The following is a 24,562-nucleotide window of genomic DNA, read 5'->3' on the forward strand; positions in this document are numbered from 1 at the left end:
AAACACGAATGCCAGCTCGCCCTGTTCGCACGGCGAAAAGATCCATGCCGTCCTGAGCGGGGTGCGAACCCCCCTTTCGAACCGGATACCCATCCGGGCCGCCCGGGGGTGGGCGGCCCACCGGACGAGAGGGAAACACACTCATGAGTTCATTCCTTCGCTCCGCGGAAACGGATCAGCAACCGTTGTCGCCGGTGAGTGCCGAAACGCAATACCGTCCTGTTTCCTCGCATCTGGCCATAGCTCCGCCGGTCAGCGTCGTGATACCCGCGATGAACGAGGCGGAAAATCTTCCGTACGTCTTCAAGACACTGCCGGAGTGGATACACGAAGTCGTGCTGGTGGACGGGAATTCCACCGACGACACCGTCCGGGTCGCACGGGAGCTGCGGGCCGACGTCAAGGTCGTCGAGCAGCGCGGCAAGGGCAAGGGGGACGCCCTCATCAGCGGCTTCGCCGCCTGCACCGGGGACATCATCGTGATGGTCGACGCGGACGGCTCGGCGGACGGCGCCGAGATCGTCAGCTATGTCTCCGCGCTGGTGGGGGGCGCGGACTTCGCCAAGGGCTCGCGGTTCGCCAACGGCGGCGGCACCGACGACATGACGCCGGTGCGCAAGCTGGGCAACCGGGTGCTGACCACCGTGGTCAACACCAAGTTCGGCGCCCGCTACACCGACCTGTGCTACGGCTACAACGCCTTCTGGCGGCACTGCCTGGACGAGATCGCCCTGGACTGCGCCGGGTTCGAGGTCGAGACGCTGATGAACATCCGCGTGGTCAAGGCCGGTCTGAAGGTCCAGGAGATCCCCAGCCACGAGTACAACCGCATCCACGGCGTGAGCAACCTGCGCGCCGTGCGGGACGGGTTCCGGGTGCTGAAGGTGATACTGCGCGAGCGCAGCACCCGCCACAAGCGCCCCGCCCGCCCTGCCATGATCACGGGAGAGGCGTCTTGAGCGTCCGCGTCTCCGTGGTGATCTGCGCATACACCGAGGACCGCTGGGGCGACATCCTCGCCGCGGCGGCCTCGGTGCACGACCAGTCCCATCCGGCTCACGAGACCCTGCTCGTGGTCGACCACAATCCGCCGCTGCTGGACCGGCTGACCGCTCATTTCGCGTCACCCGCCCGGTCCGGTGCGGTACGCGTCCTGGCCAACGCCGGGCCGCGCGGCCTGTCCGCCGGGCGCAACACCGGCATCGCCGCGTCGACCGGCGAGGTGATCGCCTTCCTCGACGACGACGCGGTGGCCGAGCGGGACTGGCTGCTGCACTTCGCCGAGGGCTACGCCGATCCGCGGGTGATGGCGGTCGGCGGCCGGACCGAACCGGTGTGGGCCTCGGGGCGGCGGCCCGCCTGGTTCCCCGAAGAGTTCGACTGGGTGGTGGGCTGCGCGTACCGGGGGCTGTTCCCCGAGGACGACGGCACCGGCGGCCCGCACACGGTCCGCGTACGCAACGTCCTGGGCGGCAACGCCTCCTTCCGGCGGGAGGCGTTCGAGGCCGCCGGCGGGTTCGCCACCGGCATCGGCCGGGACGGCGACCGGCGGCCGCTGGGCTGCGAGGAGACCGAGCTGTGCATCCGGCTGGCCCGCGCCGTGCCGGGCGCGGTGCTGCTGGTCGACGACCGGTCGGTGATCCATCACCGGGTGCCGGTGAACCGGGAGCGCTTCGCGTACTTCCGGTCCCGTACGTACGCGGAAGGGCTGTCCAAGGCGCTGGTGACGCGCAGCGTGGGCGCGCGGGACGGGCTGTCGGCGGAGCGCCGCTACTCGACCCGGGTGCTTCCGGCGGGCGTCGCGCGCGGCGCGCGGGACGCGCTGCTGCGGCGGCCGGGCGGCGCCGGACGGGCGGGCGCGATCGTGGCGGGCATGGCCTCCGCCGCGTACGGCTACGCGCTGGGGAGCATGCAGGCCCGGCGCGGCGGCCGGGCGGCGGACGGCGCGGGCTTCGTGGTGCCGGACGTGCCGGAGGGGGCGGACGAGCCGAACGGGGCGGATGTACCGGACGGGTCGGATGTGCCGAACGGAAGAGGTGTGCCGGGCGGGAGAGGCGTGCCGGGCGGTACGGGCCGCACGGACCCGGCTCCCGCACACGCGCGCGATCCGGACAGCGTTCCGGCACGTGCAACTCCCCGGGCGGCCGGTGAGTCTTCGTCGGCGGGGAGTGAGGGGGCGGTCGCATGACCGAGCCGCGCGTCGTACCGATCCTGATGTATCACGCGGTGTCCCACGCGCCCGCGCGTGCCACGCTGGACCTGTCCGTCACGCCGGAGGCGTTCGCCGAACAGATGGCGGTGCTGGACGACGGCGGCTTCACCCCGCTGACCACCGCCGCCCTGGCGGCGGCGTGGCGGGGCGGCGGCCCGCTGCCCGCCCGGCCCGTGCTGATCACCTTCGACGACGGCTACGAGGGCGTGCACCGGCACGCCCTGCCCGCGCTGTCCAAGCACGGCTTCGCGGCCACCCTCTTCGTCTCCACGGGCTGGCTGCGCGGCCCGTACGACACCGGCGGCGGCCTCGACACCATGCTCGACTGGGACCAGACCCGCCAACTGGCCGGTGCCGGTGTGGAGATCGGCGGGCACAGTCACACCCATCCGCAGCTGGACCGGCTCTCCGACGACCGCCTGTGGTTCGAGATCACCCGCTGCAAGCAGATCGTCGCCGACGAACTGGGCGCGCTGCCGGCCTCGTTCGCGTACCCGTACGGCTACTCCAGCCGACGGGTGCGGCGGGCGGTCCGCGGTGCGGGCTTCCGGCAGTCGCTGGCGGTGGGCAACGCGCTCGCCGTGCCCCGCCAGGGCCCGTACGCGCTGGCGCGGATGACGGTACGGCGCGGTACCGGCACCGAGGAGTTCGCACGACTCGTGGCGGGCCGGGGCGTCGGGCGGACCTTCGCCCGGGACCGGGCGCTCACGAAGGGGTACGCCGTGGTCCGCAGGGCCCGTCAGGCGGTCGAGGCAGTGGGGAAGGTGCGCGAAAGCCGTGTCTGACACGACCACCCGGACCGAGGAGCGTACGGACCCCGGACCGGCCGGCGGCGGGCGCAGGCGCCTGTTCGGCGGCCGGGGCGCCGGCGGCAAGGGCGGCGGGGGCAGCCCGCTGTTCCGCAACGCCTACGCGCTGATGCTGAACACCGGCATCTCCGGGCTGCTCGGTCTGGGGTTCTGGCTGGTCGCGGCCCGGTACTACACCGAGTCGGCGGTCGGCCAGGGCTCGGCGGCCATCGCCGCGATGAAGCTGCTGGCGGGGCTGACCTCGCTGACGCTGACCGGCGCGCTGGCGCGCTACATCCCGGTGGCGGGCCGCTCCACCGGCCGTCTCGTCCGCCGTACGTATCTGGGCAGTTCGCTGGTCGTCGCGCTGGCCGCGACGGTCTTCCTGCTCACCCTGGACCTGTGGGGGCCGTCGTACCGATTTCTGCACGGGCCCGTGCACGGTCTGGGGTTCGTCGTCGCGGTGGTCGCCTGGTCGCTGCTGACCCTCCAGGACGGCGTGCTGACCGGGCTGCGCAGCGCGCTGTGGGTGCCGGTCGGCAACCTGGTCTTCTCCGCGGTCAAACTGGCGCTGCTGATCGCGTTCGCCGCCGCGATCCCGCTGGCCGGCGTCTTCGTCTCGTGGGTCGCCGCCATCGCGGTGTCCGTACTGCCGCTGGGCTGGCTGGTCTTCCGGCGGCTGGTGCCCCGGCACGTCCAGGCCACCGAACGCACCGCGCGGCCGCCGTCGCTGCGCGAGATGGGCCGCTTCCTGGCCGGTGACTACACGGGCTCGCTGTTCTCGCTGGCCGTCGTCTACCTGGTGCCGGTACTGGTCGCCTCCCAGGTCAGCGCCACCGACAACGCGTACTTCTACATCACCACCACCATCGGCGGCACGGTCAACCTGCTCGCCATCAACATGGGCGCGTCCCTGACCGTCGAGGGCTCGCACGACCCGGCGCGGCTGGCCGAGAACACCAGGGCCGCGCTGCGCCGGATGGCCCGCATCATGATCCCGGTCTGTCTCTTCCTGTTCGTCTGCGCGCCGTACATCCTCGCCGTCTTCGGCAAGGGGTACGCGGACGCGGCCACCCCGCTGCTGCGCTGGTTCGCGGTGGGCGCCGCGCTGCGCGTCGTGATGGAGGTCTACTTCGCCGTCCTGCGGGCGCAGAGCCGTACCTCGGGACTGGCGTACATGCAGGGCCTGCTGTGCGTCCTGGTGCTCGGCCTGACGTTGCTGCTGCTGCCGCGGATGGGGCTGACCGGCGCGGGCGTCGCGGAGATCTCCAGCCTGGCGGTGATCGTCTCGATCGCGTCCGTCAAGCTGTACCGCATCCTCAAGGGGCGGCCCTCCGCCCCCCTCACGCGGGCCCCCGCCGAAGGGCTGGCGCCGGACGGTGACCTGGCGGACCTGGCCGTCAACGGCGACCTGGGGGACGCGCGGGCGCCCCTCCCGGACACCGCCGTACCACCGGCCGGTCCGGACCGCGCGCCGGAGGCGGCGGACACCGCGCCCGATGCGGTGCCGCACCGGCCCGGCTGGGCGCAGCGGACCCTGGGGGACGTCGATACGGTCCCGCTGGGTCTGCACGTGGACTTCGACCACATGGAACGCCGGCCGGACGTCCGGCCACCGGCGCCGTCCTGGGCGCACCCGAACGGAGACGGCTCCGGAGACGGGGACAGGGACAGGGACGGCCACCGCGGTACGGAGCGGACGGTGAACGCGGCGAAAGCGGACGCCCCAGCGACCGCGTCCACCACACCCACCACCGCCACACCCGTCACCACTTCCCCCACCACCGCTGCACCCACCACCACACCCCCCACCACCCCGCCTCCTGCTGCCACACCCCCCACTCCACCCCCTTCCACCACACCCACCGCTCCCCCACCCCCCACACCCCCGCTCGCCGCCCGGCTCGCGGCGGCCGTCCCCTTCGGCACCCGGCTCACGGCCCGGCTGGGCGGGCGCCCCGACATCGGCGTCTGGGCGCTGCTGGTCGCCGCCGTCACGCTGTTCTGGCTGCCGCTGCGCGGCATGGGCGACGCCGACCTGGACCGGATGGGCGGGCTCGGCCTGATCAGCGTGCTGCCCGCGGCGACCCTGCTGGGCGCCGTGCTGCTCGTGCTGGCCTTCGCGTCGGCCCTGTGGCTGTCCCGGCCGCGGCGCGCCCTGCTGGCGGCCGTACTGATCCTCACCGTGGTGGCCCTGCACGCGCTGCCCGCCGTCCTGGAGGCCGAACCGCGCTTCGCGACGGCCTGGCAGCACCTGGGTTTCCTGGACTACATCGGCCGGACCGGTACCGCGGTGCCGGACCTGGACGCGCGCTGGAGCTGGCCGGGCTTCTTCGCCGCGGCCCAGTTCCTCGCCGAGGCGTGCGGTGTCACGGACTTCACCGAGGTGCTGCGCTGGTGGCCGCTGACCATCCAGCTGCTGTATCTGGCCCCGGTGTTCCTGCTGCTGAAGTCCGTACGGGCGAGCTGGCGGGCGAAGTGGAGCGCGGCGTGGCTGTTCGCGCTGTGCGGCTGGGTCGGCCAGGACTACTTCTCCCCGCAGGGCTTCACGTACCTGCTCTACCTGGTCTTCGCGGCGATCCTGCTGGTGTGGTTCCGCGACCCGCGGGTGCTGCGCGGCAAGCGGTGGCCCGGCGAGGCCGAGGTCGTACCGGCCGGGCGTGGGCAGCGGGTGGCGCTGCTGGCCGTGCTGGCCCTGCTGTTCACGGCGTCCGTGGCGGGCCACCAGCTCACCCCGTTCGTGATGCTGGGCGTGCTGACCTTCCTGGTGCTGGTGCGCCGTACGTCCTTGTACGGGCTGCCGCTGCTGTTCGGCGTGGTGGTCGTGGTCTGGGTCGGTTTCCTCGCCGAGCCGTACTGGTCCGGGCACTTCGACGAGCTGTTCGGCGGGATCGGCGGCTTCGGCGGAAACGTCTCCTCATCCGTCACCGGCCGGATCGGCACCGGCGACAGCACCCACAAGCTGGTGCTGTACGCGCGGGTGGCGCTGGCCGGCGGCGTCATGGCGCTGGCCTGCTGGGGCGTGCTGCGACGGCGTGCCGCCGGGTTCTCCGAACGCTCGCTGCTGGTGCTGACCTTCGTACCGTTCCTCGCCTTCGGCATGCAGTCCTACGGCGGCGAGATGGCGCTGCGGGTGTTCATGTTCGCGCTGCCCGGCGCCTGCGTCCTCGGGGCGCTCGCGCTGTTCCCGCGCGCCGTCGGCAGCCGCCGCGGCCTGGGCCCGCTCGCCGCCCTGCTGACCGGCGTGGTGCTGGTGACCGGGTTCCTGGTGGCCCGTTGGGGCAACGAGCCGTTTGAACGCGTCCGGCCGGGCGAGGTGGCCGCGATGGACTACGTCTACGCGCACGACCGGCCCACGGCGCGGGTGCTCTGGCCGACCAACGACACGGTCAACGACGTCACCCCGGCCACGCCGTGGGGGGCGAAGGACATGGAACGGGTGCAGTACGTGCCCGTACTCGCCCCGCGAGACCCGGTCCTGACCGACTCGCTCGTCAACGCGCTGCGCGACGCCGGACCGCACTCCTACTTCATGGTCAACCGCGGTCAGACGGAATCGCTGCGCCTGGGCGCGGGCTACGCCGCCACCTGGGAGCAGCGGCTGCGCACCGCGCTGGACCAGCGCCCCGAACTGCGCCGCGTCATGAGCAACAAGGACGCGGCGCTGTACGAACTCGGTCAGCAGCAGCCGGGCCCGGTGGCCGAGCCGGATCCCGGCCCGGTCGGCCCGCGCATCACCTGGACGTCGTGGTCGGTGGTCGGCGCGCTGGCGGCCGGTGCCCTGCTCCTGCTGCTCGCGGCCCGCGAGGTGGTGCGGGTGGCGCTGCCGCCGGGTGTGCGCAAGCTCCGGTGGATGCAGAGTTCCTTCTGGTTCACGCTGCCCCTGCTGCTGGTCTTCCTGGTGGCACTCGTCCAGCGGTTCGTGACGATGTCGTGAGCCGCCGGGCGGCGGCCGTCAGGAGCGCTTCAGCCACTGGATGCCGTACGCGTCGAGCGTGACGCGCTGCCCGTCCACCGTCGTCCGGACGGGACGGCCGGAGGTGTTGACGGCCAGGATGTCCTCACCGTCGGCGAGGACCCGGACGTCCGCCCGGCCGTCCGCGGCGACGTCGACGCGCTCGTAGGACGTACCGGGCGGGAACGCGCGGGAGAAGCGGGACAGCAGGTCCATCATGGGCAGCCGGCCGCCGCCGCCGCGCAGGTCGGTGCTGCGCCACAGGCAGCCGGGGCAGTCGCCGCTCTCCTTCTCCGGGTTCCAGTAGAAGCCGCTGGTGGCGCCGCCCTCCGTCATGGAGATCAGCGCGCTCGCCTGGACGGCGGTGCGGCGCGCCTCGCTCCAGCCGCTGCGGTCGTCGTTGGCGTCCGCGACTTCGACGTACCACTCCGCCCACCACAGCGGCAGCCCCGTCGTCTCCCGCAGCCAGCGCCCGGTGTCGGCGAACTTGCGGGTGGCGGCGAACGCGTCCGGCACGTACCGGTCGTCCTTGGTGTAGCTGGAGCCGTCCACGACGACGAAGTCCGCGCCCGCCTTGTGCGCGTTCCAGTACTCGACGGCGTCGACGGTGCGCTGGTCCAGGCTGCCCCAGGGGCCCTTGACGTCGGAGGCGTAGGTGTCGTCACCGGGCGGGTGGCTGTCCATGACCGCGTACGGGCCGCCCACCTGGTTGTCCTTGTCGGCCTTCTTCAGCTCCCGGTAGACCATGTTGTACAGGCGGGTGTAGCCCTCCTGATCCCAGCGGTTCCTGGACTCGTCGAAGAAGCCCTTGAACTCGTTCCAGACGATGAAGTGCCGGATGTCGGGGTAGCGGCGGGCGATCGTGCCGACCAGCGCGGCGAAGTCCGCGTAGTGCTCCGGGCTCGGCGCCTTCTCCAGGGCGCTCCAGTCCGTCTCGCCCGCCTTGCCGCCCTTCATCCAGTCGGGGGCGCAGCACAGCGTCAGTACGGGCGTGCCACCGGTGCGGCGCATCAGGTCGACGCGGCTGTCCAGCTCCTTGAAGTCGTACGTTCCCGGACTCGGTTCGGGGTTCTGTGCGCCCCAGCCCATGATGTGCTGGTTCTGCGGCATCGGGTCGGCGGACAGCAGCCGGCCGGCGCTGCGCGTGGCGGCCTTGTTGCCGCGGTCCGCGCTGTACTCGGTGTGCGTGAAGCCCCAGCCCACCTGCGCGGCGGGCGAGGTGGCGGCCGGTCCGCCGTTGCTGCCGCTCTCCGGCGGGAAGCCGCACATGGCCAGGGCCATCGCCAGTACGGCCACGCCCATCGCGAGCAGGGCGGTGGCCCGGGGCCGGTTGCGGAGCCTGCGGCTTTTCCCGGTGCTGTCGTCGGCGCCCGGCGCATTCGCCGGGCCCGGCGGCCGGACCGTTTCCGTACCGCCGTGCCGGTCCCCGCCGTGACGTTCCCCATGACGTCCCACGAGGGGCCAGCCTAGCCAGCTTCGCGGGCCGGACGGCCGGTTTCCCGGTAAGTGCAGGGGCCGTTCCGCCTTCCTTGGGAGTTCCGGGAGAAAGACCTGGGCGGCAGGGGAAATTCCATGTACGCGGTGGCCGGTGTTGCCGGATCATGGTGGTCATGTGTGCCGACCACGTCCAGCCGTCCGCCGCCGAGGAGTCCCTCCCGATCCGTCTGAACATGGACGACAGCGATTCGCCGTCCGATGTCGTCGACGCCCTGTTCCTGGGGCGGTTCGCCAGCGGTGAGCAGCCGTACGCGCGCAGCCGCTCGGTGGACCGGGTCAAATCCGGCCTGACGCTGCTGCCGCCCGGCGCCAAGGTGCTGCGCTCGGCACGCGACGAGGACCGCAGCGCCACCCTCGCCGAGGGCGACGGCTTCACCCTGCTGGTGTCGCGGTGGAACCGCGGCGCGGACGTGACCGTGACGGCCACCACCGACGAGCTGGCCCAGAAGGTGCTGGGCCAGTCCGCGGACGGCGCGGAGGACGAGCCGGAGCCGCAGCCGGAGAACGTCTCGATGGGCTTCTGGTACCTCTCCCCCCGGCGCGGCCCGCACCGTACGACCCGGCAGATCTCCGCCGGCACCTGGGACGAGATCAGCCCCAACTACACCGCGCCGGTGTCCGAGGCCCTGGAGCGGCTGATGAAGGTGGCGCCGGAGGAGATCTCCGGGCGGCTGCTCCTGCTGCACGGGCCGCCGGGCACGGGCAAGACGTCCGCGCTGCGCACCCTGGCCCGCTCCTGGCGCGACTGGTGCCAGGTCGACTGCGTACTGGACCCGGAGCGCCTCTTCAACGACATCGGCTACCTGATGGACATCGCCATCGGTGAGGACGACGTGGCGGGCAAGGGGCGCTGGCGGCTGCTCCTGCTGGAGGACTGCGACGAGCTGATCCGCGGCGAGGCCAAGCACACGGCGGGGCAGGCGCTGTCCCGGCTGCTGAACCTGACGGACGGGCTGCTGGGCCAGGGCCGCAACGTCCTGGTCGGGGTGACGACCAACGAGGACCTGGAGCGGATGCACCCCGCGGTGGTGCGGCCGGGCCGCTGCCTGGCCCGTATCGAGGTGGGTCCGCTGAACCGCACGGAAGCGGTGCGGTGGCTCGGCAGGGAGGACGGCATCGGCCGCGACGGCGCGACCCTGGCGGAGCTGTACGCGCTGCGCCGCGGCACCGGCCCGGCCTCGGTCCCGTCGCAGGACTCGGGGGCGGACGCGGGGCTGTATCTGTAGGTTCTCCCCGGTCAGGCGTGCGGCACCCGCAGCCGTACGGCGGTCCGCCGGCCGATCAACCGGTCTCCCCAAACCGCAGCGGTGCCCCGCGCCGGAGAGGAGGATGGGAGCCATGGCTGATCAGATGCCGCCGGAGAAGTACTGCCCGGACTGCGGAGGTACCGGTGAAGTTGAGTGGGAGACGCAGGGCGGTAACACCGTGAAAACGCAGTGCAGTGGATGTGCCGGTACGGGCAAGGTGCCGGCATGAGCCAGGGAAGGCCGCGCGGCGGGCCGATCGGCGTGGATCCGCGCCATGTCGGCGTACTGCTGTGCCCGTGCGGCCAGGACACGGTGAAGCTGCCGGGCCAGTACGAGGCGCTGTGCCTTCGCTGCTACGCGTTGGCGCGCGCGGCGTACGAGCGGCGTATGGCCAACGGCAACCATCGCGGCATAGCGGCCAACATCGCAGGCGACACCTGTATGGCATGTGAAGGGGACGACGTGGACGCGGACGGCTGCCTGTGGTGGTGCAACCACTGCCACATCGTCACACGCGTTGCCTACCCGGCCCCTTACCCCGGCCTCCCCCGGCCCAAAGGCCGCCCCGCCTGGCTGCGCTGAACGATGCGCACGGCAGGGCCCCGCTCGCACGCCGCCCAGGCGCGCGGGCGGGGCTCCTTGCTGGTCAGGTGTCGTTCTTCGCGTACGCCTGCCGGTCCGCGGGCAGTTCCCGCACGAGGCAGAAGGGGTGTCCGGCGGGGTCGGCGTAGACGCGGAAGCCGCGTGGCGGTGCGTCGTGGGTGGAGTCGAGCAGGGTGCCGCCCGCGTCCAGCACGCGCTGGTGGGCGGCTTCCAGGTCGTTGACGCCGAGGTCCAGGTGGGACTGCTGGGGGTGGTCCGGGTCGGGCCAGCGGGGCGGTTGGTGGCCGGGGGCGCGCTGGAAGGCGAGGACCGTGCCGTGGTCGGTGTGCAGGGTGACCCAGTCGTCGTCGGTGGTCCAGAGGGGGGTGCGGCGGTTGATCTCGCCGCCGAGCAGGTCCGCGTAGAAGCGGGCGAGCCGCAGGGGGTCGGGGCAGTCCAGGGCGGTGCACTGGACGCGGGCGACGGCGGTCACGCGTCGTCTCCGTAGGTGGCGCGCAGGGCGTCCGCGACCGCCGCGAGGGCGGCGGGGTGGTCCAGGCCGAGCCGGCGGGCGCGCCGGGCGTAGGAGGCGGCGGCCGCGGCCGCTTCCTTGTCGGCCGCCTCGCCGGCCGCCGCGATGAAGGTGCCGTTGCGTCCCCGCGTCTCGATCACGCCGTCCGTCTCCAGGGCGCGGTAGGCCTTGGCGACGGTGTTGGCGGCCAGGCCGAGCTGCTCGGCGAGGCCGCGTACGGTGGGCAGTTTGCGGCCGACCGGCAGGCCGCCGGCGCGGACCTGTCCGGCGATCTGGGCCCGGACCTGCTCGAACGGCGCGTCCGACGCGTCCGGGTCGATGGTCAGCCGCAGGGGCGGCGCTTGCTGGACGGCCACGGTGGCGCTCCTGGTACGGGGGTTGCGGGGGACGCGGGGGGGGGTGGGTCGCCCCCATTGTGCGCCAGGGGCGCCCGCCGTGTCCGCAGGGCCGCTCATGTCGTGCCGCGGCACCGGCTCCGCCGCCGGTCCGGGCGGAGTGCGCGCCGGTTGTGCGCGCTCCCCCGGCGCGCCGTTCGCTCCACCTCCGGTGTCGTAGGCCCGACACCTCCGGTGCTGTACGCCCTACACCTCCAGTGTCGTACCGGTCGTGACCAGCCACTCGTTGAGGCCGAGGGCCAGTTCGGCGCCCGGCCTGATGTCCTCCTCCGATCCGTCGGCGGTCACCCGGGCCACCACGTCCGCGTCCAGCAGTGCCCGTACCGGCGCGGCGGGGTCGGCGGCGACCTGCCTGAGTTCGGTGCGCAGCGCTTCGCCGTAGCGGGGGTCCTGGGTGCTGGGGTACGGGCTCTTGACCCGGTCGGCGACGAGGCCGGGCAGCACATCGCGGGTGGCGGCGCGCAGCAGTGACTTCTCCCGGCCGTCGAAGGTCTTCATCGCCCAGGGGGTGTTGTAGACGTACTCGACGAGCCGGTGGTCGCAGAACGGGACCCGTACCTCCAGGCCGACGGCCATGCTGGCCCGGTCCTTGCGGTCGAGCAGGGACTGCACGAAGCGGGTCAGGTGGAGGTAGCTGACCTCGCGCATCCGGCGCTGGAGGCCCGTCTCGCCGTCCGCGTACCGCACTTCGGTGAGCGCCTCGCGGTAGCGCCGGGTCTCGTAGCCCTCCAGGTCCAGCTTGCCGAGCAGGCCGGGGTCGAGCAGCGCCTCGCGGGTGGCGTTGCCGCCGGCGAACCGGTCGGCGATGCCGGCGGACGTCCAGGGGAACGTTCCTGCGTGCACGTGTCCGGGGTGGTGGAACCAGCTGTAGCCGCCGAACACCTCGTCGGCGGACTCCCCGGACAGGGCGACGGTCGAGTGCTGCCGGATCGCCCCGAACAGGAGGTAGAGCGAGGTGTCGCCGTCGCCGAAGCCGTTGGGCAGGTCGCGGGCGCGCAGCACGGCCGAGCGGTGGGCGCGGTCGGTGAGGTCGGCGGTGTCCAGCACGATGGCCTCGTGGTCGGCGTGTACGTGCGCGGCGAGCGCGGCGGCGTACGGACCGTCGGGGGTGCCGCGCAGGTCGTCGGCGCGGAAGTGCTCCGTGTAGCCGGTGAAGTCGACGGCGAACGAGCGCACCGGGCCGCTGCCCTGCGCGGCCAGGGCGCGGGCGGCGAGCGCGGTGATGACCGAGGAGTCCAGGCCGCCGGAGAGCAGGGTGCACAGCGGTACGTCGGCGATCAGCTGGCGTTCGACGATGTCGTCGAGGAGCTCGCGGACGTGCGCCACGGTCGTGCGGAGGTCGTCGGTGTGCTCGCGGGGTTCCAGGGACCAGTAGCGGCGGGTGGCCAGGCCGCCGCGGCGTACCCGTACGGTGTGGCCGGGCCGGACCTCGTACATGCCCTGGTAGACGGCGTGACCCGGGGTCTTGGTGAAGGTGAGCAGCTCGGCGAGGCCCTCGGTGCCGACGACGGGGCGTACCCGGGGGTGGGCGAGGATCGCCTTGGGCTCCGAGCCGAAGAGGACGCCGTCGGGCGTGGGGTGGTAGTAGAGGGGTTTGATGCCCATCCGGTCCCGGACCAGGAGGAGTTCCTCGGTGCGGGGGTCCCACAGGGCCAGGGCGTACATGCCGTTGAGCCGCCCGGTGAACTCCTCGCCCCACTCCAGGTAGGCGCGCAGCACGACTTCGGTGTCACTGCCGGTACGGAAGGTGTGGCCGTGGGCGGTCAGTTCCGCGCGCAGCTCGCGGTAGTTGTACACCTCGCCGCTGTAGGTCAGGGCGAGCAGGGTCCGGCCGTCCTGTTCGGCGGTCATCGGCTGCTTGCCGCCCTCGATGTCGATGACGGCCAGGCGCCGGTGCCCGAACGCGGCGTGCGTGGTGAACCAGGTGCCCGCGGCGTCCGGGCCGCGGCAGGCCATCGTCGCGGTCATGGCGTCGAGCGTCGCGTGCTCGGTGGTGAGGTCGTGGTCGTAGGAGATCCATCCAGTGATTCCGCACACGGTCGCGGCTCCTCCTTCGATCGGTGGCGGGCGCGCCGCGTCCCGGCGGGGGCCCGCGCCGACGACCGTACGCCCGGGGCCCGTCACGCGATCCGTACGTGCCGTACGGGCCGTACGCGACCGTCCGGAACGAGCCAGCCGCGCCGCGGCTCCCGGGGCACGCCGGGCCCGGTGCCTCCCCGGGATATTCGGAGGCGGCGCGCGGCCCGCGGGCGTACCGTCCCACTGATGACCATCACCGTGCGCCCTTTCCGCCGATCCGATGCCCGGGACGTCTGCGACGTGCGACGCCGCGTGCTGCCCTACAACATCTCCACGCCGCAGTTCGTCGCCTGGGAGATCGCCGAGGCGCCTGCCGCCCGGCAGTTGCGGGTGTTCGTCGCCGAGGAGGACGGCCGGATCGTCGGTGTGGCGAAGGCGAGCGTCCAGCACGACAGCAGCACCCCCGGGCAGGGTGTCGTCGCGCTGCTGGTGGACTCCGGACAGCGCGGCCGGGGCGCGGGCAGCGCCCTGCTCGCCGCGGCGGAGGACCACCTGGCCGGGGCCGGCGCCACCCACCTCCATGCCCATCCCCGGGACGATCCCCGCTCCCTGTCCTTCGCCGAACGCCGCGGCTACCGCCGCCTGCGCGCGTCCCGCCACCTCCGGCTCGATCTCGCCCACGCCGCACTGCCGCCGCTGCCCGCGTCCCTTCCGCCCGGGACGGAACTGCGGACCGCCGCGGACCTCGGTGCCGACCCCCGACCGCTGTTCGAGGCGGACGTCGAGGTGACGGTCGACGAGCCGGACGACCTGGTCGTCGACGCGATGACCTACGAGGACTGGATCACCCACACCTGGGAGCATCCGGACATCGACCTGGACCTGACGACGGTGGTGACGGTGGACGGCGAGATCGCGGCGTTCAGCCTGGCGCGGACGGACGGGCGGGGCCGCTACGGCTCGGAGATGACCGGCACCCGCCGCGCCTACCGGGGGCGGGGGCTGGCCAGGCTGGCCAAGACCGACTCCCTGAACCGGGCCCGCGAGGCGGGCTGCACGGAGGCGTTCACGTCCAACGACGCCGAGAACGCCCCGATGCTCGCCGTCAACGCCGCGCTCGGCTACCGCCCCTGCGCCGTCGAGTGGCACTGCGTCCGCGAACTGCCGGGCGCCTGACACTCACGTGGTGCCGGCCTCCGGCGGTTCGCCGCCGTCCGCGTAGTGGAAACCCGGCGGCGGGTGCATCAGGAAGTCGTGGTGCGAGATGTTCCAGGCGTACGCGCCGGCCAGCGCGAAGGCGACCCGGTCCCCGGCGCGCAGGTGGGCGACGGGGACGCGGCGCGCCAGTACGTCCTTCGGGGTGCACAACTGCCCCGCGAGCGTGACCTCCTGGCCGTGCGCCCCCGGGCGCGGCCAGGGGCGGGTCCACTCCTCGACGGGCAGGACGGCGAAGGGGTGGTCGTGTCCCTTGGCCACCGGTGTGCGCAGGTGGTGGGTGCCGCCCCGCAGTACGGCGAACGCCTCACCGTGGCTGTGCTTGACGTCCAGGACCTCGGTCACGTACCAGCCGCAGTAGGCGGTCAGCGCCCTGCCCGGTTCGATGCGCAGCGTGAACTCGGGGAAGCGGTCGGCCAGCACGGCGAGCCCCGCGCCGTATTCGGTCCAGTCGAAGCGGGTGCCCGGGTGTGCGTAGTCGACCGCCATGCCGCCGCCGAGGTTGACCTCGCACAGGGAGTGGCCGTGCCGGGCGGCGAAGTTCCGGGCCCATTCGGTGATCCGGGCGGCGAGGGCCAGTTGCGCGTGCGCGTCCAGGCCGCTGGCCAGGTGGGCGTGGATGCCGCGCAGCCGCAGCGGCCCGTCGCAGAGCAGCGGCAGGCAGTGCTCAGCGCGCGCCGGGTCGAGGCCGAAGGGCGTGGCCCGGCCGCCCATCGCGAGGGCGGCACCGGCCGTGACTCCGGCGCCGAGCGGCAGGTTGACGCGGAGCAGTACGTCGGCGGGGCGGCCGGTCTCCCCGGCGAGGGCGGAGAGCATCCGCAGTTCGTGCTCGCTCTCCAGGTGGAAGCGCTCGACGCCCAGGTCCAGTGCCGCGCGCAGCTCCGCCTCGGTCTTCCCCGGTGCGCCGAACGCCAGCGGCTGCGCGGGGACGGCCGCGCGCACGTGTGCGGCCTCGCCCGCGGAGGAGACCTCGCAGCCGTCGGTGTACGGGGCCAGCGTCCGCAGCAGGTGCGGGTCCGGGTTGGCCTTGGCCGCGTAGTACAGCTCGACGCCGGGTGGCAGGGCGGCCCGTACGGAGGCCGCGTGGGCGGCGAGGTCGGACAGGTCGTAGACGTAGGCGGGCAGCGGGCCGTCGAGGGTGCCGCCGGGAGCGGGGTGTCCGGCCGTGAGGGTGTCCACCTGGCGCGCGGCCAGCTCCGTGATCATGAAGTGCTCCGGGGGCGGGGGAAAGCGGCCCGGGGTGCGGCTCGCGTGCGGGACGCGGCCGGGCCGTCGGCCACCGTACCGTCCGCCGCGCCGGGGCCGACGGGCGAGGGGATGCGCACGTATCCCGCCTCCCGGTCCGCCGCGCGTCCCCAGCGCGTCAGCAGGTTGGCCTTGGCGGGCAGCGGCGCGCCGGCCAGCAGGGCGCGCAGTTCGGCCGGTTCGCCGTGTTCGGCGCTCCGTTCGCGCAGCACTCCGCGTACGGCGCGCCACAGTTCGCCTTCCAGCGCGGGGTGCCGGTCGGCGACGGCGGCGGCCATTTCGGCGAGGTGGTTGACCAGCAGGCAGTAGACGACCCGGTCCCAGCCGCGCTCGCGCCCGTACACGAGGGGGCGGGCCACGTCCTGCGGCAGGCCGTCGAGGAACGCGCCGTGCGGGCCGGGCAGCAGCTTGGTGCCCTCCAGATCGCGGAAGAGGACCTGCGCGGGCATGCCGAGGGCGTCGACGCCGAGCACGACGTTCTGGAGGTGGGGTTCGAGGACCACGCCGTGGTCGAAGTAGGCGGCCAGCACGGGCGGTACGAGCAGCGAGAGGTACGCGTCCCACCAGCCCAGCGCCGCCACCGGGTCGGCGCCGCGCAGCAGTTCGCCGAACCGGGCGTCGCTCGACGGGTGCTCGTCGGCGACGGCGGCGGCCAGCAGCGGGGTGACGCCGGGCCGCAGCCGCGCGTCCAGTCCCTCGCGCACGATGACGCCCAGCCCTTCGGCCAGTTCCCGGTCGCCCACGTCCACGGTGCGGTAGCCGGGTTCGCGCAGCAGGTCGCAGCCGGGGAAGCGGGCGGCGAGGGCGGTGGCGACGGGTTCCAGGTGGTGGGTGAGGGCGACGGCGCCGCGCAGTTCGTAGTCGGCGTTCCTGCGTACGCAGTTGGTGATGCGGGTGTTGAGGCTGAACTTGAGGAAGTTCCGGCCGTCGTAGAGCGTGCGGACGGACGCGGTGGGCGCGAAGGCGTCGCCGCGCTCCCCCAGGTCGAGTACGTCGCCGCGCCGTACGGCGTCCCGCAGGGCGGGGTGCGCGCGGAGCATGGCGTACTGCCAGGGGTGCGCGGGCAGCAGCCGGTAGCCGTCGGGCACGTCGCCCTGCCGGTCCAGCGCCGGCAGCGCGGCGGGCGAGGCCGCTTCCTCGCGGACGCGGTCGGCGCGTACGGCCAGGTGGCGCAGCGGGAAGCGGGCCCCGGCCTCGGGCGCGTAGCGGGCCCAGTCGGCGGCGCTGCCGGTGCGGGACTTGGGCGTCGGGTGGAACCGGTGGCCGAACAGCAGCGACTGTTCGGAGCGCAGGTAGCGGGCGTGCGGGCCGGTGTCCCGGCCGTTCGCCCGGCCGGGGGCGGCGGCGTGGCGCAGGGCGGCGGTGACGCCCGCGTGGCTCGATGCGACCTGCGCCCGGAATTCCTCGTTCCGTACTCCCGTGCGCAGTTCCAGTTCACGCTGCGCGCACGCGGCCAGTTCCTCCCAGCCCAGTTCGTGCCAGCTGCCGTCGCACCACCGCCCGGCCGGACCGCTGAAGCGGTGCGCGCCGGTGAGCGAGGCGCGGCGCAGGGTGATCCGCAGCAGTTCGCCGCAGCGCGGCAGGCGGAGCAGCAGGTGCGTACCGGCCACGGCGGTCTGCCGTTCCGGGCCGCAGATCTCGCGCAGCAGGCAGTTCAGGAGGGTGTGGGCCACGGGTTCGTCGGCCGAGAGCGGGAGTGTGTCGTCCGTGCCGGCCGTGCAGGAGGGGGCGAGGGGCATTGCGGGGACTCCAACAGGGGGGTGGGGAGCGGGAACCTGGGAGGGTAAGCCCGGGAGGGGGCGCCTGGGGAGGGATTCGGGCAGCGGCCGGCGGGGCTGCGGAGGGGCCGGGCGGGGAGCGTCAGCGGGCCCGGCCGGGCATCACGCCGGACACGGCCGCGGGCGCGGCGCCGGGCTCGCGGCCGGAGCCGCGGTCACCGGCCCGGCGCCAGGTAGTTCGGCCCGGTGACGTAGTGCTTGTTGATGTCCGACGCCCCCGACCGGCGTTTCGTGAGCAGGCTGCCGGCCGTGACCATGGCCTTGACCGGCAGCCGGTCGGCGTCCAGGACGCGGTGGCGCAGGACGGCGGCGGCGGCGCCGGGCGCGGCGTCCAGCCGGTCGACGGCCTCCGTCAGCCGCGCTCTGAGCTGCCCGAGCAGCACCGGCAGCGGCGCGCGGCCGAGCCGGGCCAGTTCGAAGGCGAGGGCTCCGGCGCACAGGTGGACGGTGACGGTGGCGAAGACGTCCGCCACCGGGGCGTCGCCGCCGACCAGGATGCGCCGGTCGTCGAAGCCGCACAGGTCGGCGGCGTTTCCGCCCAGGACGGCGGCCAGCCGTACGGTGTTCACCCGCGGCCCGTCGTTGTCCTTGAGCAGCAGGCGCAGGCGGGGGCGTCCGGCCATCTCGTCCAGGACCAGGGAGGTGTTCTGCTGGTGCGACTCCAGGGCGATGCCGTACGCGAAGAGGGTGGTGTGCCAGTCCAGGAGGAGCGTCAGGTAGGCGTCGAGGAGGGCGAGCAGGTCGCCGCCGTAGAAGCGGCGGGCGAGGTCGTCGGCGACCAGGGTGCCGTCCGGCATCCGGGCGGCGAGCGCGGCCAGCGGCACGACCCGGGCGCCGCGCAGCCCGCTGGACCCGCGCAGGCCGCGCAGGCTGCGCGCTCCGGCGAGCCCGTCGGCGCTGCCGCACACCGCCGCCGCACCGCTGCTGCCCTTCGGGAAGCGGCGCACCAGGGTGGCCAGCAGGTCGTGTCCGGCGTCCAGGTGGGCGGTCTCGTCGGCGAGGAGCACGGTCTCGGCGAAGCGCGGGTGCCGGGCGACGACGGTCTCCAGCAGCCGCTGTCCGACCGCGCCGTCCACGAGCGTGCCCGGTTTCATGCCGCGCCGGTTGAGGCGGCCCAGGGTGGCGGTGGCGAGCGGGAGTTTGAGGTGGGTGTACGGGTCGTCGGTGACGGCGACGGTCCGCATCGACAGGGTGGGCCGTACCCGCAGCCACGCGTGGCCGGCGAGCCGCGCGTCGTCCTCCAGGCCGCGGGCGCGCAGCGCCTCGGCCAGCGGGCCGTCCGCGGTGAGCGGGTGGACGGGCAGGGCGAGGTGGCTGCCGTCCAGCCGGGGCAGGCCCAGGTCGCCGGGGGCGGGCCACCAGGCGGGCAGCGCCGCCGGGTCGCCGTTGACGGCGTCGCGCGGCAGGGCCAGCCAGCGCAGCGCGAAGCCGGGGGCGAACTCCGGTGCGTAGGCGCGGACCTGGGCGTCGTCCAGGCCGATGCGGGCCCGGCCGGTGGGGTACACGGGGTGGTCGCGGTACGCGGCGAGCGTGTCGTAGTCGAGCGCGCCGCCGGGGCCGCACCAGGCGCGGTCACCGTCGTACGCACCGGCCGTCGTGCCGTGGTCCTCTCCGTACGCGCGGACCGCCGCACCCCGGTCCCCGCCGGCCGCCGCCCCGCTGTTCCCGCCGTACGCGCCGCCGCCCGCGTGCGGGCCGAGCCGGGCGATGACCGCCGCGCGCTCGGCGGCCTGCATCCGGGCCGTGGACAGCGCCTGGCGGCACTCGCCGGTGAAGGCGTCGAAGCCGGGCCGGTCCTCGGGCGCCACGGCGGTGCGCAGCAGCCCCATGATGCCGTCCACCCCGGTCACCCGCGTGCCGTCGGCGCGCTCCAGCTCTCCCCTGCGGGCGGCGATCTCGCACTGGAAGCCGTCGGCCTCGACCGGGACCAGCACCGGGCCGTCCGGGAGGACCAGCCGCAGCCGGTCCCCGTCCGCGCGGCGCACCGTCCCGGCGTGGCGGCGCAGCCCGTACGCGTCCTCGCGCAGCAGCGTGCTCACCACGCGCCGCATCAGCTCTTCTTCCGCGTCACCCGCCGGGGCAGCGCCCCGCAGTGTGTCCGGTACGCCGTCTCCCGCCACCGCCGTCACGGCACGATCTCCCAACAGTGGGCGGCCAGGAACTCCCTTACGGCCGCGTCGATACGCCCCTCGTCGCGGCCGGTTGCCCGCAGCACGCCCAGGAAGTCGCGGTTGGTGCGGTACAGCGGATGCCGCTCGCCCGTCGTGCGTAAGGGCCGGTAGTCGAGGCGGACGCCGTCCGCCTCCCGTACGTGCGCCTCCGGTGCGGCCTTAAGCGTCCCGGCCCGGTCGGCGCACACGTACTCCATGCGCACCCGCGCGCCGTGCCGCACAGGCAGGGTGCCCGGCAGTGGCTTCCCCATGTGTGTGAGGAGGATCAGTTCGAAGAGCGGGAGGCCGAGCGCTTCGGCGAGGACGAGGTCGCACTGGTCGCCGATGGCGCGGTAGTTGACCTCGATGATCCGGGCCCGGCCGTCCTGTTCCACGTATTCGGTGTGGCAGGCGCCGAACCCGACGCCGAGCGCGCGCAGCTGTTCCAGGACCTGCTCCGTGCAGGGGCGGGGTGGTTCGGGGAGCAGGCGCAGCCGCTCCTCCACGAAGTGCGGCGGTGGCGAGATGTCCGTACGGAACGAGGCCAGCGGGTGCAGTGCGTGCCCGTCGCCGAGGGTCTCCAGGGTGTGCAGCGGGCCGTCCAGGTACTCCTCCAGGACCAGTGCGGCACCGGGCCGCCGCGTCCGGATCTCCTGGCAGCGCGCGGCCAGTTCCGCGTCGTCGGCCACCAGGAAGACGTCTTCGCTGGCGACGCCTTCGCGCGGTTTGAGCACGCAGGGGTACGGGACGCCGTGCCCGGCCGGGTCGTCGTCCGCCGCCAGTTCGGCGGATCTGACGGTGTCCAGCCCGGCGGCGGCGAGGCTGCGCCGCAGTTCGGCCTTGTTCTTCGTGCGGAGCGCGGCCCGCCAGTCCTTGCCGGGCAGCCCGAAGTAGTCGGCGGCCAGTGCGGCCTGCGCCTGGAGGTGGTCACTGTTGGTGAAGACCGCGGCGTGCGCCCCAATCCGGTGCGCGTGGGCGGCGGTTCGCGCGATCACCGCGCGGACGTCCTGCACGTCGCACGGTAGGATCTCCACCTCGCCGGGCGGCGCTTCCGCCGGCGGCCCGTCCCCGCGCCGTTCGCGCGCGTACCGCCTCTGCCGCTCGTACGCCTCCCGGTGGGCGTCCGGCTGGTCGGTGAGCAGCGTCACGGCGAGGCCGAGGCGGGCCGCGGCCGGCAGGAAGCCTTCCGTGACGGAGTCGGTGGGGTTGCGGGCGAGGAGGATCAGGCCCGCGCAGGCGTCGTTCGGAGTTGCGGCCTCGTTCACATGCCGAAGATTAGGTTAGGCATACCTAACCTTGTCAACTCGCGCCGTCCACCGCCCCGTCGCCCCTCTCCTCCCCCTTCCCGCCTGCTCCGCACCCCCTTTTCCCGCCATCACACCCCCGCTCCGCACCCTCGGAGCCCCCCGGGGCTTAATCCCTCCTCAGATCTCCCTTAAGAGGGCCATAAAGATCGCCGAGAACCGGCTTCCGGCCCGGAATCCGCTGCTCAGCGGAGCTAGCGTGCTGATCGCACCGACCGGGCCAGGCGCCCTGGACGGCGCCGCTCCCCCCCCCCGCCCCGACGAAGGAGACCCCCACGATGACCGCTCGCCGCAAGGCCGCCGGGATCGCGCTGACCGGCCTCGCCCCGCTGGCGCTCACCGCGCTCACCGCGACCCCGGCCGTCGCCCACGGCTCGATGACCGACCCGGTCAGCCGGATCTCCGCCTGCTTCGCCGAAGGCCCCGAGCACCCGAAGTCCGCGGCCTGCAAGGCGATGGTCGCGGCCGGCGGCACGCAGGCCCTGTACGACTGGAACGGCGTACGGGACGGCAACGCGGGCGGCCAGTCCAGGAAGCGCATCCCCGACGGCAAGCTGTGCAGCGCCAACAGCCCCGAGTACAAGGGCCTGGACCTGCCGCGGGCCGACTGGCCGTCCACGAACCTGAAGGCGGGCGACCACACCTTCCGCTACAAGGCGACCGCCCCGCACCGCGGCACCTTCGAGCTGTACGTCACCAAGGACGGCTACGACCCCGCCAAGCCGCTCAAGTGGTCCGACCTGGAGACCAAGCCATTCGCCAAGGTCACCAACCCGACGCTGGCCAACGGCGACTACGTCTTCGGCGGCAAGGTGCCCGCCAAGTCCGGCCGCCACCTGATCTACAGCATCTGGCAGCGCTCGGACAGCCCCGAGGCGTTCTACACGTGCTCCGACGTCGTCTTCGGCAAGGGCGGCGGTACGGGCAAGGGCGCGGCGGCCGCGGCCCCGTCCGCCGCCGCGCCGAGCGACCGGCAGATCGCCGCGGACGCGGACAAGTCGTCCATGGACCACATGCACCACGGCGGCCACGGCACCCACGGCGGCTCTCCGGCGGCCGGGGACGACGCCAAGGCCGCGGGCGACGGTACGGCGGGCAATGCGGCGCGCCCCAACGGCGGCGCGGCCAAGGAGGTGGACCCCGCACAGGCCGGTGACCGGCAGGCGGCCGGCAGCCACCTCGCGGAGACCGGCGGCGACAGCTCGACCGCACCGATGGCCATCGGCGGCGCGGCCGTCCTGGCGGTGGGCGCCTCGGTCCTGTTCGCGAGCACGCGCCGCAAGGCGGCCCGGCAGCGCGGCTGACCTGGGCGCCGTCCGGACCCGGTTACCACCCACCCGGATACCGCCCGGACCCGGTTGCCGCCTGACCCGGGCGCTGCCTGACCCGGGCGCCGCCCCGGTCCCCCTCAGGCCCCCGCGGGGTCATCCCCCACTGGCCCCGCGGGTAGCACCACGTATCCCCACGCACCACCCCCCACACTGGCGCCGCCGTCCCCTTTCCTTCACCTCAGGGGGCGGCGGCGCCTCCACGCGCGCCCCGCTTCCGCGCCGCACTCCCCTGTGGTGCGGCGTGGCAGCACGGCAGGCGCGCCCGGCCGTGGTGCTTTCCACGTCGTGTCATCCTTCAGCGCCGGGCAGCACGCCGGACCTTCCCGTTCCAGCGGGGGAATCCCGGGAATCTGCGGGGAATCCCGGAAAATTCCGGAAGAGCCCCCGCGCCGGGCGGTTGTCAGTGGGCTCCCGTACAGTCGTAAGGGAGTTGACCTTGCTGACGAGGGGATCATCGTGACGACGAGGGAGTGGGCAGGGGACGCGGAAACCCGGCAGGTCACGGAGGTCGCGTCCGAGCGCGAGCTGCGGGAGCTGATCGGCGAGCCGAACGACCGCGCGGCGAACAAGATCCGGTCGCGGCTGCACGACCTGGACCGGCAGTGGCTGGCGCGTTCGCCGTTCTGCTATCTGGCGACCGCGGACGCCGAGGGCCGGTGCGACGTCTCCCCCAAGGGCGACCCGGCCGGTTTCACGCTGGTGCTGGACGACGCGACCCTCGCGATACCGGACCGCCCCGGCAACAAACGCCTGGACGGCTTCCGCAACATCCTCGCCAACCCGCAGGTAGGGCTGAACTACGTCCTCCCGGGCCGCAGCGACACCCTGCGCATCAACGGCCGGGGCCGGATCCTGCGCGACGCCCCGTTCTTCGACGACATGGTCGTCAAGGGCAACCGCCCCCGGCTCGCCCTGCTCGTGGAGATCGACGAGGTCTTCTACCACTGCTCCAAGGCCTTCCTGCGCTCACAGCTGTGGCAGCCGGAGAGCTGGCAGCCCGACGCGGTGCCCTCACGGGCCCGTATAGCCAAGGGGATCGAGGCCCCCGACATCCCGCTGGAGCAGCTGGAGGCGCACTACGGCGCGGGATACGCGGACCGGCTGTACGGCTGAGCCAGCTTCGCCGCGGGCCGGGCCGCCGCCTCGCCGAAGCGCTCCCGCGCCCGGTCCACGGCCGCCTCGATGCGGCGCGCCTTGTCCTCGGCCGGGTCGAACGTCAGCTGCCGGGAGGCGAGTTCGGCGCGGCACAGGTCCTCCGCGCGCAGGGCGACGGACCGTACGCGGGCCCGTTGCAGGCCGAGCGCCGCGTGCAGCGCGTACGCCGCGTCCGTCAGCGCGGGCCCGTGCGCGGTCGGTTCGGGCAGCCGCCGGGTGCGCGTCGTCGTGGAGCGGTCGGCGTAGCGCACGGTGAGGGTGAGCGCGCGGGCCGCCCGGCCGCTGCCGCGCAGCCGGGCGCCGAGGTCGTCCGCGAGCGAGAGCAGCGCGCGCCGCCGCCGGTCCGGGTCCAGCTCGTCGTGGGCGAAGCGGTGTTCGGCGCCGGCCGAGCGCGCGGCGGCGTTCGGGGTGACCGGGCTGGGGTCGATGCCGCGGGCCTTGTCGTACACCGCCCGGCCGGTCTTCGCGCCGAGGATGCGCTGCAGGGTCCCGGGCGGCGCGGCGGCGATCCGGCCGACGCTGTCCAGCCCGTACGCGCACAGGGCGCGCGCGGTCGCCGGGCCGACGCCGTGCAGCGCGGCGGCCGGTTTGCGGTCGAGGAAGTCCGTGACGGCGTCCCCGGGGACCCGGCGCACCTCGCCGGGCGCCGCGCCCTGCGCCGCCATCCGCGCGAGCAGCGGGTTTCCGGCGATGCCGATGGTGCAGCGCACGCCGTACCAGGCCAGTGCCCGCAGCCGGATCAGCTCGGCGATGCCCGCGGCGTCCCGTTCGAAGTAGCGCAGCGCTCCCCGCACGTCGGCCAGCGCGGCGTCCGGCGGCAGCGCCTCGATCACCGGCGTGAACTGGCCGAGCAGCCGCAGGAGATGGCCGTACGTCTCCTCGCCGAGCGGAGCACCCGCGTGCCCGCCGTCACCGTCGCCGCCCTCGCTCCCGTCCTCGGCCGCGCGGAACCGCACGTACAGCATCTCGGCAGGCACCCCGGCCCGGCCGGACTCCCTGGCCCCGCCGGACGTCCCGATCCCGCCGGTCATCCCGATCCCGCCGGTCATGCCGCTTCCGCCGGGCGTCCCGACCCCGCCGGACGCCCCGGACCCGCCGGGCACCCCGACCCCGCCGGGCACCCCGACCCCGCCGGACGCCCCGATCCCGCCGGTCAT

The 24,562-nt window shown here is 73.9% G+C and carries 17 protein-coding genes and 1 pseudogene; 9 read left to right on the plus strand and 9 right to left on the minus strand.

What is annotated here, in order from left to right:
* Positions 1 to 143: 143 nt before the first annotated feature.
* The 4 genes and pseudogenes from A6A06_RS37565 to A6A06_RS37580 all read left to right on the plus strand — a co-directional run bounded on the left by A6A06_RS37565 (position 144) and on the right by A6A06_RS37580 (position 6,937).
* On the plus strand, positions 144 to 959 hold the full coding sequence (locus tag A6A06_RS37565) for a glycosyltransferase family 2 protein (RefSeq protein WP_073768105.1): 816 nt from the start codon (positions 144 to 146) through the stop codon (positions 957 to 959).
* Positions 956 to 1,987: pseudogene (locus tag A6A06_RS37570) on the plus strand (glycosyltransferase family 2 protein); the annotation flags it as partial. The gene A6A06_RS37565 and the pseudogene A6A06_RS37570, both read left to right, overlap by 4 nt.
* 197 nt (positions 1,988 to 2,184) lie before the next feature.
* On the plus strand, positions 2,185 to 2,997 hold the full coding sequence (locus tag A6A06_RS37575; protein ID WP_073768107.1) for a polysaccharide deacetylase family protein: 813 nt from the start codon (positions 2,185 to 2,187) through the stop codon (positions 2,995 to 2,997).
* Complete coding sequence (locus A6A06_RS37580) at positions 2,990 to 6,937, plus strand: lipopolysaccharide biosynthesis protein (protein WP_073768109.1); 3,948 nt, start codon at positions 2,990 to 2,992, stop codon at positions 6,935 to 6,937. The genes A6A06_RS37575 and A6A06_RS37580 overlap by 8 nt, the downstream gene beginning before the upstream one ends.
* 18 nt (positions 6,938 to 6,955) lie before the next feature.
* On the opposite strand, the gene A6A06_RS37585 is transcribed toward A6A06_RS37580, so the two are convergent.
* Entirely contained in the window at positions 6,956 to 8,257 is a 1,302-nt protein-coding gene (locus tag A6A06_RS37585) for a GH39 family glycosyl hydrolase (protein ID WP_073768403.1), read from the minus strand.
* A 308-nt stretch (positions 8,258 to 8,565) separates the two neighbouring features.
* On the opposite strand from A6A06_RS37585, the gene A6A06_RS37590 reads away from it, so the two are divergent.
* Together A6A06_RS37590 and A6A06_RS37595 are read left to right on the plus strand one after the other, a co-directional pair.
* Positions 8,566 to 9,678, plus strand: a complete 1,113-nt coding sequence (locus A6A06_RS37590) for a DUF5925 domain-containing protein (protein ID WP_073768406.1) — start codon at positions 8,566 to 8,568, stop codon at positions 9,676 to 9,678.
* Between the two features lie 246 nt (positions 9,679 to 9,924).
* A complete protein-coding gene (locus A6A06_RS37595) occupies positions 9,925 to 10,281 on the plus strand; it encodes a hypothetical protein (protein ID WP_073768111.1) in 357 nt (118 codons plus the stop codon).
* Positions 10,282 to 10,345: 64 nt separating this feature from the next.
* Here A6A06_RS37595 and A6A06_RS37600 read toward each other — a convergent pair whose 3' ends face one another.
* The 3 genes from A6A06_RS37600 to asnB form a co-directional block, all read right to left on the minus strand.
* On the minus strand, positions 10,346 to 10,774 hold the full coding sequence (locus tag A6A06_RS37600; protein ID WP_073768113.1) for a VOC family protein: 429 nt from the start codon (positions 10,772 to 10,774) through the stop codon (positions 10,346 to 10,348).
* A complete protein-coding gene (locus tag A6A06_RS37605) occupies positions 10,771 to 11,169 on the minus strand; it encodes a GntR family transcriptional regulator (RefSeq protein ID WP_073768115.1) in 399 nt (132 codons plus the stop codon). The genes A6A06_RS37600 and A6A06_RS37605 overlap by 4 nt, the downstream gene beginning before the upstream one ends.
* Positions 11,170 to 11,394: 225 nt before the next feature.
* Positions 11,395 to 13,245, minus strand: coding sequence for an asparagine synthase (glutamine-hydrolyzing) (asnB, locus tag A6A06_RS37610; protein WP_073768116.1), 1,851 nt, complete (start codon positions 13,243 to 13,245; stop codon positions 11,395 to 11,397).
* 228 nt (positions 13,246 to 13,473) lie between these two features.
* Between asnB and A6A06_RS37615 the strand changes: the two genes are divergently transcribed.
* Positions 13,474 to 14,403, plus strand: a complete 930-nt coding sequence (locus tag A6A06_RS37615) for a GNAT family N-acetyltransferase (protein WP_073768118.1) — start codon at positions 13,474 to 13,476, stop codon at positions 14,401 to 14,403.
* Positions 14,404 to 14,406: 3 nt separating this feature from the next.
* Here A6A06_RS37615 and A6A06_RS37620 read toward each other — a convergent pair whose 3' ends face one another.
* From A6A06_RS37620 to A6A06_RS37635, 4 genes are all read right to left on the minus strand, one after another.
* Positions 14,407 to 15,648 carry a type III PLP-dependent enzyme gene (locus A6A06_RS37620; RefSeq protein ID WP_073768120.1) on the minus strand — a complete coding sequence of 414 codons (1,242 nt, stop codon included), beginning with the start codon at positions 15,646 to 15,648 and terminating at the stop codon, positions 14,407 to 14,409.
* Positions 15,645 to 17,426 (minus strand): IucA/IucC family protein, encoded by a 1,782-nt coding sequence (locus tag A6A06_RS37625; RefSeq protein ID WP_073768122.1) that lies wholly within the window; start codon positions 17,424 to 17,426, stop codon positions 15,645 to 15,647. Before A6A06_RS37625 ends, A6A06_RS37620 begins: the two co-directional genes overlap by 4 nt.
* 194 nt (positions 17,427 to 17,620) lie before the next feature.
* A complete protein-coding gene (locus A6A06_RS37630) occupies positions 17,621 to 19,516 on the minus strand; it encodes an IucA/IucC family protein (protein WP_079194631.1) in 1,896 nt (631 codons plus the stop codon).
* Between the two features lie 74 nt (positions 19,517 to 19,590).
* A complete protein-coding gene (locus A6A06_RS37635; RefSeq protein WP_079194619.1) occupies positions 19,591 to 20,880 on the minus strand; it encodes an ATP-grasp domain-containing protein in 1,290 nt (429 codons plus the stop codon).
* A 317-nt stretch (positions 20,881 to 21,197) separates the two neighbouring features.
* On the opposite strand from A6A06_RS37635, the gene A6A06_RS37640 reads away from it, so the two are divergent.
* Together A6A06_RS37640 and A6A06_RS37645 are read left to right on the plus strand one after the other, a co-directional pair.
* The gene (locus A6A06_RS37640; protein ID WP_073768124.1) at positions 21,198 to 22,223 is read left to right on the plus strand and encodes a lytic polysaccharide monooxygenase; all 1,026 of its coding nucleotides are present in this window, start codon (positions 21,198 to 21,200) and stop codon (positions 22,221 to 22,223) included.
* A gap of 483 nt (positions 22,224 to 22,706) precedes the next feature.
* A complete protein-coding gene (locus A6A06_RS37645) occupies positions 22,707 to 23,363 on the plus strand; it encodes a pyridoxamine 5'-phosphate oxidase family protein (protein ID WP_073768126.1) in 657 nt (218 codons plus the stop codon).
* Here A6A06_RS37645 and A6A06_RS37650 read toward each other — a convergent pair.
* Entirely contained in the window at positions 23,327 to 24,370 is a 1,044-nt protein-coding gene (locus tag A6A06_RS37650) for a DinB/UmuC family translesion DNA polymerase (RefSeq protein WP_079194632.1), read from the minus strand. The genes A6A06_RS37645 and A6A06_RS37650 overlap by 37 nt on opposite strands.
* Positions 24,371 to 24,562 lie beyond the last annotated feature (192 nt).

Source organism: Streptomyces sp. CB02923 (genome assembly GCF_001905005.1).
Lineage (GTDB): Bacteria > Actinomycetota > Actinomycetes > Streptomycetales > Streptomycetaceae > Streptomyces.